12 protein-coding genes are annotated in these 14,275 nt (G+C 72.2%); 5 read left to right on the forward strand and 7 right to left on the reverse strand.

The features are described 5' to 3' along the window. Positions 1-309 precede the first annotated feature (309 nt). From EV188_RS20135 to EV188_RS20150, 4 genes are all read right to left on the reverse strand, one after another. Positions 310-1,284: a hypothetical protein gene (locus EV188_RS20135; protein ID WP_133828110.1), complete on the reverse strand. Its 975-nt coding sequence runs from the start codon at positions 1,282-1,284 to the stop codon at positions 310-312. Between the two features lie 1,785 nt (positions 1,285-3,069). Continuing rightward, on the reverse strand, positions 3,070-3,705 hold the full coding sequence (locus EV188_RS20140; RefSeq protein ID WP_166659988.1) for a thermonuclease family protein: 636 nt from the start codon (positions 3,703-3,705) through the stop codon (positions 3,070-3,072). A 66-nt stretch (positions 3,706-3,771) separates the two neighbouring features. Beyond that, positions 3,772-4,953 carry a cytochrome P450 gene (locus EV188_RS20145; protein WP_133828112.1) on the reverse strand — a complete coding sequence of 394 codons (1,182 nt, stop codon included), beginning with the start codon at positions 4,951-4,953 and terminating at the stop codon, positions 3,772-3,774. Next, positions 4,950-5,633, reverse strand: coding sequence for a TetR/AcrR family transcriptional regulator (locus tag EV188_RS20150; RefSeq protein WP_133828113.1), 684 nt, complete (start codon positions 5,631-5,633; stop codon positions 4,950-4,952). The genes EV188_RS20145 and EV188_RS20150 overlap by 4 nt, the downstream gene beginning before the upstream one ends. Positions 5,634-5,752: 119 nt before the next feature. Here EV188_RS20150 and EV188_RS20155 point away from each other — a divergent pair, with 119 nt between their 5' ends. The 3 genes from EV188_RS20155 to EV188_RS20165 all read left to right on the forward strand — a co-directional run bounded on the left by EV188_RS20155 (position 5,753) and on the right by EV188_RS20165 (position 8,159). After that, entirely contained in the window at positions 5,753-6,751 is a 999-nt protein-coding gene (locus EV188_RS20155) for a zinc-dependent alcohol dehydrogenase family protein (protein ID WP_133828114.1), read from the forward strand. Next, the gene (locus tag EV188_RS20160) at positions 6,748-7,764 is read left to right on the forward strand and encodes a phosphotransferase family protein (RefSeq protein WP_133828115.1); all 1,017 of its coding nucleotides are present in this window, start codon (positions 6,748-6,750) and stop codon (positions 7,762-7,764) included. The genes EV188_RS20155 and EV188_RS20160 overlap by 4 nt, the downstream gene beginning before the upstream one ends. 191 nt (positions 7,765-7,955) lie before the next feature. After that, positions 7,956-8,159: a hypothetical protein gene (locus EV188_RS20165; RefSeq protein ID WP_133828116.1), complete on the forward strand. Its 204-nt coding sequence runs from the start codon at positions 7,956-7,958 to the stop codon at positions 8,157-8,159. Here EV188_RS20165 and EV188_RS20170 read toward each other — a convergent pair. After that, complete coding sequence (locus EV188_RS20170) at positions 8,122-10,905, reverse strand: helix-turn-helix transcriptional regulator (RefSeq protein ID WP_133828117.1); 2,784 nt, start codon at positions 10,903-10,905, stop codon at positions 8,122-8,124. The genes EV188_RS20165 and EV188_RS20170 overlap by 38 nt on opposite strands. 113 nt (positions 10,906-11,018) lie before the next feature. Between EV188_RS20170 and EV188_RS20175 the strand changes: the two genes are divergently transcribed. Together EV188_RS20175 and EV188_RS20180 are read left to right on the forward strand one after the other, a co-directional pair. Beyond that, positions 11,019-11,465 carry a hypothetical protein gene (locus EV188_RS20175; protein ID WP_133828118.1) on the forward strand — a complete coding sequence of 149 codons (447 nt, stop codon included), beginning with the start codon at positions 11,019-11,021 and terminating at the stop codon, positions 11,463-11,465. A gap of 10 nt (positions 11,466-11,475) precedes the next feature. Continuing rightward, a complete protein-coding gene (locus EV188_RS20180; RefSeq protein WP_133828119.1) occupies positions 11,476-12,393 on the forward strand; it encodes an SCO6745 family protein in 918 nt (305 codons plus the stop codon). Between the two features lie 52 nt (positions 12,394-12,445). Here EV188_RS20180 and EV188_RS31810 read toward each other — a convergent pair whose 3' ends face one another. Beyond that, positions 12,446-12,622 carry a hypothetical protein gene (locus EV188_RS31810; protein WP_166659989.1) on the reverse strand — a complete coding sequence of 59 codons (177 nt, stop codon included), beginning with the start codon at positions 12,620-12,622 and terminating at the stop codon, positions 12,446-12,448. Continuing rightward, complete coding sequence (locus tag EV188_RS20185) at positions 12,622-14,238, reverse strand: benzoate-CoA ligase family protein (RefSeq protein ID WP_133828120.1); 1,617 nt, start codon at positions 14,236-14,238, stop codon at positions 12,622-12,624. Before EV188_RS20185 ends, EV188_RS31810 begins: the two co-directional genes overlap by 1 nt. Positions 14,239-14,275 lie beyond the last annotated feature (37 nt).

A 14,275-nucleotide genomic window follows, 5' to 3' on the forward strand; every position in this document is an offset into this window, starting at 1 on the left:
GTGCGGGCGGATGCTTCAGACACACCCACCCCGCCCCGGAGGCCCTCCTCGATCAACCCGACACGCCGCCGCACACAACGTCTCGGGTCACGACACCTAGAGCCCTAAACCCAAGGAGATCACAGCCACCGGTAAAGCTGGCCGGGTTGGGTCAGTCTAGCTCCCGGGAGGCACCACCGGCGTCGCCTCTAATCAAGTGGCGAGCCGTAAGTCTCGCGCGAATAATGCGTACGCACGAAAAGACACCTCCAAGGTCCGAGCGCATTCCACCAAGGGCTAATTCTCCTCCATGACCGGACCGGTCAACCCCTACTCGTTCTCCTTGCGCCCCTCCGCACCTTCCTCTGCATCCGCTCCATCCGGACCCTCGCCCGATTCCTCATTCTCGACAGCCCCAGCAGACTCTTCTTCTTTCTTTCCGGCCGCGTCCCCGGCGCTCGCCAACGCCTGAGCTAGAACCTCGGCGATCTTGCTGGCCAAGGCGAGAGAATCGACCTTCTCGGACAGCTTGCTACTCACTGCGGTCGGCTGTCCGCCCGTCTCGTGCGAGGCACCGTTCAGGCTCCCGATACTCGACGCAAGAGCCGCAGGTGCGGCTGGGAGGTAGGGCTCAGGCCACCCAAGTGAACCATCTTTCGCAGGCAGCGAAGAAGCCGCTTGATTGTCGACCGGAAGGCCCACTTGACCTTGCATGAGCTCAACGAATGTGGAACCAGATGGAGTCGAGATGAAGGCACGGTCGTAATCGGCGGCCGGCGTTATCCCGTCGTCGGCAGTAAAGAAGGCAAGATGGGCGCCCGCGACGCCTACAGGATTCATGTCGCTGGGGCGCTCGACCCATCCGGGCACTCTTGCGTGCACGTCAATATACCGACTTACAGCGTCCTGCTGTAAATCTAGGGCAAGACGATAGAAGTGTCGGTTGTGGTTTAGATGCGTCAAAATTCGAACTACTGCCGAGTCAAACGAGCGCCGAATCGATGTAGTTAGCGGAACCCTGAAGTTGTTGCCAATAAAGCGTTCTTCATTTCTAGGAAGTTCGAGATCTACGATGTCCATTAGAAGGAACCGTTCGTCAGAAGCAGCGACGACTTCGACGCGAAGGCGCGATACCTTTGCCGGCCCCGCAACAGCGATTCCGGGATTGTCGTAAACTAGCTCAACTCCGCGGAACTGGCGAAGTGGCCGATCTACTTCAATTTGGAACCAGCGACTTGTGCCACTGTCTGTTTGTTCGAAGACTCGCAGTAGTGCGGGATCGCCGCTAGGCCCGTCCTCGAACACTGGTCGGAGTCTAACGGTTGACCCCAATCCGCTTGCTTCTGCCCCGAAGTAGATTGTCCCTGACAGATACTTTGCCACCACGTCCAACGGCGGCTCCGAAGGTGGTGTGTGCCCAAAAGAGCTCGCCACCGACTCGAGATCATCTGACAGTAACGGATCAAGAAGGATGCCCGAAAGCGTGTCGCGGTGAACGAAAACGTCCAGCTCAGAGAAGGGTCGATCGCGATCGCGGATTGGAGCCAGAACGACCGTTCGCTCGCGCGCCACGGCTGTTGTAACCAACCACTGCCTTGAGACAGAGAATACGGCGAGGTTGAGTGCTCTTCCCGTCGACGGGTTCCGGAATATTCGAAGTCGACGAGTATCTGAAAGGCCTGTAACAGTTTTAGCGGAGCGACTTGCCTGAGATGACCTCAGCTGGCCGGTGGCTTGCCGCAGACTTGACTGTAGGGCGGTGCGTAGACTGCCCGAAGTTTGAGAATCAGCCGTTGCTTCGGCGCTAGAGAAGCCAAGTTGAACAGCCCCAGTGACAGCCTGAACCAGGCTCGACACCGGATCAAGCGCGATTGTCGGGCCGCTACGGGCTGCAGGCTTCAAGCCGATTTGCACTCCCCGACTCGTGCCGATCGTGTTCGACATGAGGCTCATCACTTCGTCAGTCGTCGCGCCATCGCTCCTGACTTGCGAACGCTCGTCCAACAATGTGTTGCGGTCTTCAGCCGTCTGATCAGCCGAAGAGGAGAAGAGGGACTCGCTTGTTGCAGTTTCCTCTCCGGGAGAGAGGGCAAGGGTATCGATCCAATCGTCCAACGCCCAACCGATCGGCTCGAATGTAATTTCGAACTCGATAAGGCGGCCCTTGCCCCAATCGATTGGAGATAGGCCCGTCGCGCCAGCCGCGTCTAGTGTCAGATAGCGCGCAGTGTGACGATACCCAACTTCGTTGACTGGGATTTTGTCGCCGGGACGTCCCGCGACGTGTCCCTCTGCAGTAGGAACGTCCTCTGTTGATTGCCGACCCGGATAAGTGTGCGCACGCGGGCGTTCGCGAAGAACGTCAACAGCCCGGTTAAGAATCCTTATGTCGCTATAGTTGGTATAGTTCGCCAAAGGCTCGAGTCGGATACTCGCGCTGGTTGGGCTCTGTCCAAGCTCGAACGCACATCCGATTCGATGCGAGTTCCCCGCAATCAACTTAGAGTCGGCACTCCAACTGTCGGGGACGGGAACCCGAACGATCTCCCCCTCCAATTGCGGCGAGACCGCCTGGATAATGCGATCGCCCTCGACGGCGACTACGAATACTCGTTCATCGCTATCTCCACCGTCTTCTAACCGGAGCTCAATTTCTGAAGCCACTTGTCCCCCCGGACCGTGCGGTCGCGCAGACATGCCCTGCCTGCTGGGCTGAAGGTATCAACCTCCGCCTACCCGCGACAGAGCCAAGAGTGCATGCAAGTCGGACATAACGCGTCAAGCCAGGAGCAGGCGTACTGTCTAAGTACCCTTGTGTGACCGGTCAGCCACTCCGAGTCGCCCCCACCACCTCGTTGGCACGAGTAGGACGGACGAGCTTCTCGGCCGCGCCCTACAGTGCATTGCGACGGCCTTGGTCGCCTCAACCGTTGTCGACTTCGTATATCCGTTCGCGCGAATCTTAGGTCAAACTCTAGAATCTGCGTTTAGCTTCGCCGAACCTATCCGGCGCGGGTCTCAGATGGAATGATCTTGTCCTGTCGGATGTGGGTCTAGCTTCACCAAGCTATGCGACATCACCGGGCCACCTCACGACCCTCCGGCGGCAGTTCGGCCTGGCAAACGAGCAGTTTCGCGAGGGCGGGTTTCGGGCGTGTTCTGGGTGGCGGCGCCGCGGCACGGCGCGCCCCAGACGCCGCGTTCCGCGAGGCGGGCGCGGACCTGGGCGGCGCGGATCGGGGGCATGGCAGCCGGGGCCGCGTCGGCGGGGTAGGCGCGGGCGATGCCGGCCTCGGCCGCGAGGACGCCGTAGTCGCCGCCGCCGTCGAGGGTGACCGCGGCGAGGCGGCGGTCGAAGCGGTCGGTCGCCGGGCCGGTCCCGCCGACGAGCCGGACGGCGCGGCGGTCGAGCACCCGCGAGGCGAACGACGTCGCCTGCTCGCCGTAGCAGGCGCCGGGCGGCTGCACGCCCAGCGCGCGCACCCGCACGATCGGGCCGCCGTCGGGCAGGCGGGCGTCGAAGGTGACCGCGTCGACCACGCGCTCCACGACGACCCGCTCCCCCTCGGGGGGCGCGTCCAGCCCGGCGAGGGCGGCGGCCGGGTCGGGCGCGGGCGCCGGGGCCTCGGTGGGGACGTGCCCGGTCGCGATCGTCAGCACGGCGCCGGCCGCGCAGACGGCGACGGCGGCACCGAGGACGAAGCGGGCGAGCACGACGCGGGACACGCCCCACATAGTGACTGATCGTGATGGGTAATCGACGCTCGGTCACTGGGGTCGGCGGTCACCCGTTCAGGTCGCGACCACCGGCAGGCGGCGCGTGCCGAGCACACGACCCGTGTACGGCCGCTGCTCCCCCTCGCCCACGGTCAGCCCAGCGTAGCGAGCGGTCATCTCCTCGAGCGCCACGCGCGCCTCGAGGCGGGCCAGCGGCGCGCCGAGGCAGAAGTGGATCCCGTGGCCGAACGCCGTCTGGGCACCGCCGCCGATGCCGGTGCGCGTGGGGTCGAAGCGCTCGGGCTCCGGGTGTGCGTCGGGGTCGTGGGTGGCCGAGAGCAGCCAGGTCATGACCACCGAGCGCGCCGGCACCGTGGTGCCCGCGATGTCGACGTCGCGCGTCGTGGCCCGGGCGGTCAGCGGGAACGGCGGGCGCAGCCGCAGGACCTCCTCGATCGTCCCCGGGATCGCCGACGGGTCGGCCCGCAGCGTCTCCCACGCCCCCGGGTGCGCGTCGAGCACGCGCACGGCGTTGCCCAGCAGCAGCGTCGTCGTGATGTGCCCGGCGAACAGCAGCAGCATCGAGAAGTTGGCGGCCTCCTCGTCGTCGAGGACCCGACCGTCGACCTCGGTGGTGACCAGCGCGGAGATGAGGTCGTCGGTCGGCGCGGCCCGCCGCGTGCGGCACCAGTCGCCGAGATAGCCGGTGATCTCCCCCATCGCGTCGCGGATCGTGGGGTCGTTCATCGCCTCCTTCGGGTCGTCGACCTGCATCGAGAAGAGCCCGTCGGCCCACTGTCGGAAGCGCCCGCGGTCGGCGGCGGGCAGCCCGAGCATCTCGGCGATGACGGTGACCGGCAGCGGGAACGCCAGGGCGTCGACGAGGTCGAAGGACGCGGGGGCCGGGGGCAGCATCGACCGGGTCAGCTCCCGGATCCGCGGCTCGAGCCCGGCGACCCGCTTCGGGGTGAAGGACCTGCTCACGAGGTGACGCAGCGCGCCGTGCTCCGGCGGGTCGAGGCGCGTGAGCATGCCCTTGCTCATCTGCCGGGCCTCCGGCATCACCGCCGAGAAGTCCGAGCTGAACGTCGCGGTGTCGCGCAGGACGAGCTCGACGTCGGCGGCGCGGGTGACGTGGTGCATGCCGTAGCGGTCGCGCCAGACGGGCGCGTCGGCGCGCAGGAGGGCGAGCCAGTCGAGGAGGGCGGGCAGGTCGGCGACGTCGGGAGGGAGATCGCGATCGAGGGCGGTGGTCATGGCTCCTCCGGGAGGGCCGCGGTGAGGTGGTCGACGGTGCGCTCGTAGAGCGCGGCGAGCCCGGTGGCGACGGCCGCGAGGGCGGCCGGGTCGGGCTCGCCGGGCGGGGTGAAGCCCGCCCGGACGACGGCGGCGAGGGCGTCCGCCCGGGCCGTCGCGTCCATCCCGGCGGCGGCCGGGACGAGGTGGTCGAGGAAGAAGCCGATGCACGCGGCACCGAGGCGGTAGCGCAGGTCGGGCGTCGTCGCGGGGTCGTCGGCGAGCAGGCCGTGCCGGTGGAGCAGCGCGAAGTGCTCGCGGGCGAACTCGGTCTTGTCGGTGACGATCTCGAGCCCGGTCTTGGTGTCGGTGGCGATCGCCCCGAGCTGCTCGACGTCGCCGGCGAACAGCGCCCGGGTCAGCGGCCGGCGCTGCACCGCGAGGTACGACGTGCGCATCGTCGCGTCGAGCGCGGCCTGCGCCGGGTCGGCCCGCAGCGCGGCGAGCAGCTCCTCGGTGATGCCGACGGACTCGCGGACCAGCACCCCGGCGAAGAGCTCGAGCTTGCTCGCGAAGTGCAGGTACACGGTGCCCTTGCCGACGCCGGCACGGCGCGCGACGTCGTCGACGGTGACGCGGCGGTACCCGTGGGCGAGCAGGAGGTCCCCCGCCGCGTCCAGCATCTGCGCCACCCGACCCACGACGTCCTCCTCCTGACCCGTGACCGGAATCGAAATCCGGTCACGGGCCACGGTAGACCCGCCGTCCCCGCGGCGACACCCCTCGCGCGGTGATCGTCGAGAGGGCAGGCTCTGCGCCCATGACGAGGACGGTGCGGTTCTCCGAGCTCGGCGAGCCCGACGTGCTGCGGATCGAGGAGGACCCCGACCCGCAGCCCGGGCCCGGCGAGGTCGTGGTGGACGTCGCCGCGATCGGGCTCAACCGCGCGGAGTCGATGTTCCGGCGCGGCACCTACATCGAGACGACGCACCTGCCCGCGCGGCTGGGCTACGAGTGCTCCGGCACGGTGGCCCTGCTCGGCGAGGGCGTGACGCGCTGGTCGGTGGGCGAGCGCGTCAGCGTCGTCCCCGCGTTCTCGATGAACGACTACGGCGTCTACGCCGACCGCGCCGTCGTCCCGGCGCGGGCGCTCGTCCCGCTGCCGGACGCGACGAGCTGGGTCGACGGCGCCGCGGTGTGGATGCCGTTCCTCGTGGGCTACGGCGGGCTCGTCGAGACCGGCGGCCTGAAGGCCGGCGACCACGTCCTCGTCACCGCGGCCACCTCGAGCGTCGGGCTGGCCTCGCTCGCCGTCGCCCGGCGCGTCGGGGCGATCCCGATCGCCACCAGCCGGTCGAGCAGCAAGGCCGCCGCGCTGGAGGAGGCGGGCGCCGCGCACGTCGTCGCGACCGGCGAGGAGGACCTCGTCGAGCGCGTGCTGGAGATCACCGACGGACGCGGCTGCGAGCACGTCTTCGACGCCGTCGCCGGTCCCGGCGTCGCCGACCTCGCGCGCGCCACCGCGAAGGGCGGCGTGCTGACGATCCACGGGCTGCTCTCGGGGCAGCCGACGCCGTTCCCGGCCGAGACGCTGCCCGATCTGTGGATGCGGGCCTATACGTTGTTCGCGATGACACACGACGAGCAGCGGCTGCGCCGCGCGGGCGCCTTCGTGGGCGCGGGTCTGCGGGACGGCGCCTTCACCCCGCAGGTGGACCGGGTGTTCGACGGCCTCGACCAGGTGGTCGACGCCCACCGGCACCTCGAGTCCAACACCCAGGTCGGCAAGATCGTCCTGCTCCCGGGCGGTGCGCGATGAGCGACGAGCAGATCCCCGAGGCCGTCGTCACCTGGTTCCGGGCGCACGTGGAGGAGGTCGAGGGCGCGCTGGACTTCGACCGCATCGCGGGCGGGCGCTCCAACCTCACCTTCCGCGTCACCGACGAGGGCGGGCACGCGTGGGCCCTGCGCCGCCCGCCGCTGGGCGGCGTCCTCGAGACCGCCCACGACATGGGCCGCGAGTGGCGGTTCCTCTCGGCGCTGAACGCCACCGAGGTGCCGGTCCCGACGCCGCGCGCCTTCTGCGACGACCACGACATCTGGGGCGCCGACCTCTACGTCATGGACTTCGCGCCCGGCAAGGTGCTCAACGACCGGGAGTCCGGCGAGAAGGTGCCCGACGCCGCCCGCCGGAACGTCGGCACCTCGACGATCGACGTGCTCGCCGCGCTGCACCACGTCGAGCCGGCGGCGGTCGGGCTCGACGACCTGGCCCGGCCCGGCAACTTCGTCGCCCGCCAGCTCAAGCGCTGGCACCGGCAGGCGCACTCGTCGGCGATGGAGGACCTGTCTGCCATCGACGCCACCCACGACGCGCTCGCCGCGCGGATCCCCGAGGGCGAGGTCGGGATCGTGCACGGCGACTTCCGCCCCGGGAACATCTCCTACGACGCCGACGGGCAGGCGGTGGCCGTCTTCGACTGGGAGCTCGCCACCATCGGCGACCCGCTCTGCGACCTCGGACACCTGCTCGTGTCGTGGAGCCAGCCCGGCGACACGGTGCCCGAGGCGCTGTCCAGCCCCACGCCGGCGGGCGGCTACCCGACCCGCGACGAGCTCGTCGCGCGCTACACGAAGGCGCGCGACCTCGGCGACGTCGACATCGCCTACTACCTGGCGTTCGCCCGGTGGCGCGCGGCGTGCATCCACGCCGGCGTGTGGACCCGCTACCGCGCGGGCGACATGGGCGCCGACGCCGACCCGGACGAGGTCACCGGCCCCGAGATGATCAACCTCCAGGCCGAGACCGCGCTGGCGGACCTGGAGCGCTGACCTCCATGTGAGCGGTTTCTGCCCCTATAGGGACGGAAACCGCTCACATGGTCGGGGCACGTCACACGGTGGGGGCGGTCACGGAACGGGATCGCGCGGGCACGTCCGGGCACCACACTGGGAGCGGCCTCGCGCTCGACGCCGGCGGGCGGGGACCGCTCCCCTGTGTGCCGACGTGCCCCGGAGTCCCGATGATCACTGGCGAGTGCTGGTACTGCGAGTCCGTGCGCGTGTGGAAGCTCTACCCCATGCGCCACGAGGACGGCTGCCCCACCGGTGGGCGCCGCCCGCAGCGACTGAGCCCGAACGAGGCCGCGCTCTTCGCCCACCCCGACCTGGCGGACCTCGACCTCGAGATCAGCGCCTGGTACCCGCAGCTGGCGACGGCGGCCTGAGCGCGTCGGCCAGCTGCGAGCGCGCCGTGATGCCGAGCTTGCGGTAGACGCTCCCGAGGTGCGTCTCCACCGTCTTCTCGGAGACGAACAGCGCCTGGGCGACCGCGCGGCTCGTCGACCCCTGCGCGGCGAGGTCGGCCACGCGACGCTCCGTCGGGGTCAGCGCCTCGGTCCCCGACCGGCGCAGCCGCCGCGGCCGGGCCCCGGTGGCCACGAGCTCGTCCCGCGCCCGCCGGGCCAGTCCTTCGGCGCCCCGGTCGAGGGCCAGGTCGAGGCCCTCGCGCAGGGGCTCACGGGCCGCGACGCGGTCGCCGTGCCGGCGGTGCGCCGCCCCCAGGTCGACGAGTGCCCGGGCCCGGGCGAGCGGGGCGCCGTCGGCCGCCGCCACCGCCTCCTCGAGCAGCGTGAGCGACGGCGTCGCCAGTCCCGCGACACGCAACGCCTCGGCCAGCGCCGCCGGCTCGCCCCACCGCCGGGCCGCCTCGACCGCGGCCGCGCCCTCCTCCCGCGCGGCCTCCTCGTCGCCGCGGGCCAGGAGCGCGAGGGTCAGCGAGGCGCGCCACGCGCACGGGGCGGGATCGCGCGCGCCCCAGGCGTCGAGCCGCGCGCCGACCGCGCGGAGGTCGGCGACGGCCTCGTCGGCGTGTCCCCGGGCGAGGTTCATGCGGCCGCGGGCGGCGAGCAGGTAGTTCGCCGCGTAGAGCGGCTGGTCGACGAGGCCGTCCGCGCGGGCGGACGTCGCGGCCGCCCCGTCCAGGTCCCCGGCGTCGACCAGCGCCTCCACGAGCCAGGCGCTGGCGTACGCCCGCATCATGAGGTTGTCGAGCTCGGCGGCGAGGTCCAGACCGAGTGAGAGGTCGGCGACGGCGCGGGCGACGTCCCCGGCGAGATGGGCCGCGTGGCCACGGAAGGACGCGGCGCCGGCGACACCGAAGCGGTTGCCGCGAGCGCGGCGTCGGTCGACGACAGTGTCCCAGATCCGCCGCGCCCGCTCCGGCTGACCGCAGATGGCCAGGGTGAGCAGCGCGCTCGGCAACGTGACCAGCGTGCGGTCGTCGACCAGGTACCCACCGGCGAGCGAGTCCTCGGCGAGGGCCAGGGCACGCTCCCGGGAGCGCGTCAGCAGCATCTCCTCGGTCGCGATGCTCGCCGTCAGCATGCACTCGGTCGGGCCGATCGGAGCGGGGTCCTCCGCGCGTGCCGCCTGCCGCCGTCGGGCGATCGCGCGCGTCCGGTGGTCCTGGATCGCCGCCGTGAGGAGCTGGGCCTCCAGCTCGCGGGCCAGGTCGGGCGTCGTGTCCCCGAGCTCCGCGATCCCCTGCTCACACGCGGCGACCGCGTCGAGGATGCGGCCGTACTCGAAGAGGAGCCGGGCTCGGAACAGCCGCGCCCGTGCCCGGTCGGTGACGTCGTCGGCCTCCTCGGCCGCTCTCGTGAGCACGTCGAGCGCCTCCGGGTCGCCCGCCCACATGGCCGCCACGCCGAGGTCGAACAGGACGGCCGAACGCTCCGACGGTGCCGGCGGCTCCGCGAGCGCGCGCCGCAGGTAGCGCACGGCCACGTCCGGGGCGCCGCGGCCCGTCGCGCGGGCGGCGGCGTCGCGCAGGGCCCGGACGACGTCGGCGTCGCCGCGCGGCCGGTCGGCGAGCAGGTGCGGGACGAGCACGTCGCCGCGCTCCCCGTCGTCGGCGAGGACCACCGCGGCCCGCCGGTGCAGGGCCGCGAGCTCGGCCGGTCCCAGGGTCGCGGTGACCGCGGAGCGGACCAGCGGGTGGCGGAACGTCACGCGCGACGCGTGCTCCACGAGCCGGCCGCGCACGAGCGCGTCGGCGGCCGCGACGACCTCGTCCGCCCCGAGGCCCGCCACCGCCGCCGCCCGGCGCAGCTCCACCCCGTCGCCGAGCACCGCCGCGGCCCGCGCCAGCCCGGTCGCGTCGTCGCCGAGGCGGGCGAGACGCAGGCCGACCGCGCGCTCGACCTCCCGGGGGACGGTGGCGGCGATCCGCGGCACGGCGTCGGCCCGCGGCGCGACCCCGCGCAGGCCCAGCTCGGCGAGCAGCTCGCACACCAGGAACGGGTTGCCGCCGGACACCGCGCACAGCTGCGTCACGAAGCCCCGGTCGGGCTCCCCCAGCGCGTCGACCACGAGCGCCCGCACGGCGTCCGCGCCCAGGGGCTCGGGCCGCAGGGCACCGGTCGTCGACTCCGCGGCCAGCGCCGCCAGGAGCGCGGACCGGGCCGGGTCGGTGTCCGGACGCGTCGCCACCAGCAGCGACACCGGCATGTCCCCGAGCCGGTGCGCCAGGTAGGCGAGGAAGCGCAGCGACGGCGGGTCGCACCAGTGCGCGTCGTCGACGACGAGGAGCAGCGGGGCGAGGTCGCTGACCTCGGCGACCAGCCAGTAGAGCCCGTGCAGGGTCGCGAAGAGGTCCTGGTCCGCCTCGGCCCCGCTGAGCACGGGCCCGGCGAGGGCGGCCGCGCCCGGCCAGGAGCGGTCGGCCGCGACCCGCTCGAGCAGGCTGCGCACCACCCCGAACGCGAGCTCGCCCTCCAGCTCCGCGCCGCGCGCGGCGAGCACCCGGACGCCGTGCGCGCCGGCCAGGGCCTCGGCCTCGCGCACGAGCCCGGTCTTGCCGATCCCGGCGTCGCCCTCGACGACCAACAGCGCACCCCGCCCGCCCAGCGTCCCGTCGACCAGACGGCACAGCAGGGCCCGCTCGCGGTCGCGTTCCAGGAGCCGGCCCATGGTGTCCGTTTCTCGGGGTGTTCCTCGGGGTCGCGTCCGGAGGCCCCCGGCACCCGGCCGTCCCTAGCGTCGTGCGCACGGGACGTACCGGACAAGAGCTGGGGGGTCGGCAGATGGAGGACACCGAGGTACCGGATGCCGAACGCTTCCGGCTCGGCACGGACCGTGAGTGGACGACCGTGCGGGGCCAGGTGTCGGGCCTGCTGCTCGCCCTGCGGGCGGAGGAGGTCGACACCGAGGTCCTGCTGCCGGTCCCGCTGACCCGCGGCATGGCGCTGGACGCCTGGGCCGCCGCACGGCGGGACCCGGACTGGCAGGCCCTCGACCTCCTCGGCTGGGCGGCCCGCACGCTCGGGCGCTCGCTGTGCCGCTGGCGGGCGACCGGCGTCCGCGACCCGATCGTCGACGTCCTCGAGCGCGAGGCCGCGGTGCACGGGTGCGAGCCGGAACGGCTGGTCGCCCAGGTGGCCCGCGCCCACGGCGCCCTGAGCGCGCCCGACCCCGCCTCCGCCGCCCTCGTCTGGCACGCGCTCGACGACCCGGCACCCGCCGACCTCTGAGGGGATCCCCGTGGACTACTGGACCATGCGCGGCCTGTTCTTCGCGCCGCCCGACCGGCCCCGTCCCGCCGACCCGCCCGCGCGGCGCGACCCGTCGCCGGCCCGCGCCCTGCGGGACGCGATCGAGGCGGTCGCGTGCCTGTCGATCTGGTCGCCCGAGGCGGCCGAGGGCTACGCCGCCGTCGGCCTCGACGACTACTTCGCCGCCTACGTCCGGGAACGCACCGCGCCGCTCGGGACCCCGCCGACCGCGGTCGCCGTCGAGGCGCTCGGGGTGTTCGCGCCCGGCCTCATCGGCCCGCAGTACGAGGCCGGCGTGGCGGCGGCGTCGCTCGCGGACGTCGTGCGGGTCCGCATCGACGCGCCCGGCGCGACGCTGCGCCGGCTGCTCGGGGACGTCGACGCGGAGGCGGCGGGCGTGGTCCGCGCCCTGCGCCGGGGCATCGACGCGGCCGACCGCACCGCCCGCCTCCTGTTCACGGGCCTGACCGCCGAGCCGTGGCCGTCCGACCCGCTTGCCGGCCTCGTCCACGCCTGTCACGTGCTGCGCGAGCACCGCGGTGACTCGCACCTCGCGGTGTGCGCGGTGGACGGGCTCGACCCGGTGCAGATGAACGTGCTCACCGAGCTGTGGTGCGGCTACCCCCTCGGCGCCTACACGCCGTCGCGCGGCTGGAGTCCGGAGCAGATCGACGCGGCGGTCGGGGGCCTGCGCGTACGGGGCCTGCTCGACGGCGACGCGCTCAGCGACGCCGGTCTGCGGCACCGCGCCGACCTCGAGGGGCGGACGGACGCGATGCAGCAGTCGGTCGTCGACGCGATCGGCGACGACCTGCCCGCCGTCACGAAACAGCTCGGCGAGTGGTCCGACGCCCTCGTCGACCTCGACGCCGCCCCGCCCGACCCGGCGAAGCGGCTGGCCGGCTGACCTCCGTGAGCACTTTCCGGCGCTATAGGGCCGGAAAGTGCTCACATGGCGGTCACTCCGACGGCTCGGGCTCCGTGCCGTCGATCGGTTCCTCGTGGTCGGAGCCCAGCACGGCGCCGGGGACGTCGCCGCCCGGCTCGACCTCGGGCGTGTAGGGCGGCTCGCCGTGCCTGGGCGGCTGGTCGGCGGTGGCCAGCGGGTCGGTCTGCTCGCTGCGCTCGCCGGCCATCAGAGTGCCGCCTCGAGCGTCGGGGACCCCGCCGCGACCACCTGCGCGGCGACCTCGCGCAGCCGGAAGCGCTGCACCTTGCCCGTCGCCGTGCGCGGGACCTCCTCGATCGCGATCACGTGCCGCGGCCGCTTGAACGACGCCAGGCCCTCGCGGCACCAGGCCACGAGCGACTCCGGGTCGACCGTGTGGCCCTCGCGCGGCACGACGCAGGCGACGGGCACGTCGAGCCCGTCGGCGTCGGGCACCGCGACCACCACGACCTCGGCCACCGACGGGTGCGCGACGAGGCGCTCCTCGACCTCGGCCGGCGTCACCCAGATGCCGCCGACCTTGAGGACGTCGTCGGTGCGACCCAGGCAGGTGTAGGTGCCGTCGGCGTTGCGGACGTACGTGTCGCCGGTGCGCAGCCACTCCCCCTCGAACACGAGGCGGTTGGTCGCCGTGCGGCACCAGTACCCGGTGCAGATCGAGTCGCCGCGCACGTAGAGCGTGCCGGTCTCGCCGTCGGGCACCGGGCGCCCGTCCGTGCCCCGGATCTCCACGTCGTAGCCCGGCACCGGGACGCCCGACGTGCCGGGTACGACCTCGCCGGGCTTGTTGGAGAGGTAGATGTGCAGTGCCTCGGTGGACCCGATGCCGTCGAGCACCTCGATGCCGTAGACGTCGCGCATCCCGTGGACCATCCGCGCCGGCAGCGCCTCACCGGCCGACGCGCCGCGGCGCACGGTCGCGAACGCCGCCGGGTCGACCTGCCCGGACTCCGCGGCGGCGAGCAGCGGGCCGTACGAGCTCGGCGTCCCGAAGAACATGGTCACGCGGTGCCGGGACGCGAGCTCGGCGAGCAGCGCCGGCGTCGGGCGCGACGGCTCGAGCACCGCCGCGGCACCCACCGAGAGCGGGAAGAACATCGAGTTGCCGATGCCGTAGGCGAAGAACAGCTTCGCGACCGACAGGCACAGGTCGTCGGGCCGGATGCCGAGCACCTGCTGGCCGTACGTCTCGCAGACCGTGCGGATATCGACGTGACGGTGCATCGCCGCCTTGGGCTTGCCCGTCGTCCCCGACGTGTAGAGCCACAGGGCCTGCGACTCGTCCCAGGTGTCGTACACCGGCGCCGCCCCGAGCGCCTCGCCGCCCGCGAGCATCTCCGCCCACGTCCGCGCGGTGACGTCGGTGCCGAAGCCCGACGCGTCGTCGCCGGTGACGACGACCTCGGAGACGTCGCCCCCACGCTCGCGCGCGCCGAGCACCGCGGCGCGCGAGGTGTCGGCGAACGTCTCCGAGCACAGCAGCAGGCGGCTGCGCGAGTCCGCGACCAGCACCGCGAGCTCCGGCCCGCGCAGCATCGTCGACACCGGCACGGCGATCGCGCCGAGCCGCATCGTCGCGAGGATGCCGGTGAACAGCTCGACCTCGTCGACCATGCACAGCACGACCCGCTGCTCGGGCTGCACGCCCAGCGCCGCGAGGCCCGCCGCCACCCGGCCGATCTCCGCGTCGAGCTCCGCGTAGGTCAGCGACCGGGACGGGGCCCGCACCGCCTCCCGGTCGCCGTCGCCCGCCGCCAGCCGGCGGCCGACGAGGTAGTCCGCGGCATTGAACGACTCCGCCATGCGCTGCCCGTCCTCGTGGTGGTGGTCAGTGGCCCGA

Origin of the sequence: Actinomycetospora succinea (assembly GCF_004363095.1) — a bacterium.
GTDB lineage: Bacteria > Actinomycetota > Actinomycetes > Mycobacteriales > Pseudonocardiaceae > Actinomycetospora > Actinomycetospora succinea.

Coding starts and splice junctions, on each gene's coding strand:
- EV188_RS20175 (WP_133828118.1), top strand. CDS start 11,019: ATGGAGGACACCGAGGTACCGGATGCCGAACGCTTCCGGCTCGGCACG.
- EV188_RS20165 (WP_133828116.1), top strand. CDS start 7,956: ATGATCACTGGCGAGTGCTGGTACTGCGAGTCCGTGCGCGTGTGGAAG.
- EV188_RS20160 (WP_133828115.1), top strand. CDS start 6,748: ATGAGCGACGAGCAGATCCCCGAGGCCGTCGTCACCTGGTTCCGGGCG.
- EV188_RS20155 (WP_133828114.1), top strand. CDS start 5,753: ATGACGAGGACGGTGCGGTTCTCCGAGCTCGGCGAGCCCGACGTGCTG.
- EV188_RS20185 (WP_133828120.1), bottom strand. CDS start 14,238: ATGGCGGAGTCGTTCAATGCCGCGGACTACCTCGTCGGCCGCCGGCTG.
- EV188_RS31810 (WP_166659989.1), bottom strand. CDS start 12,622: ATGGCCGGCGAGCGCAGCGAGCAGACCGACCCGCTGGCCACCGCCGAC.
- EV188_RS20145 (WP_133828112.1), bottom strand. CDS start 4,953: ATGACCACCGCCCTCGATCGCGATCTCCCTCCCGACGTCGCCGACCTG.
- EV188_RS20170 (WP_133828117.1), bottom strand. CDS start 10,905: ATGGGCCGGCTCCTGGAACGCGACCGCGAGCGGGCCCTGCTGTGCCGT.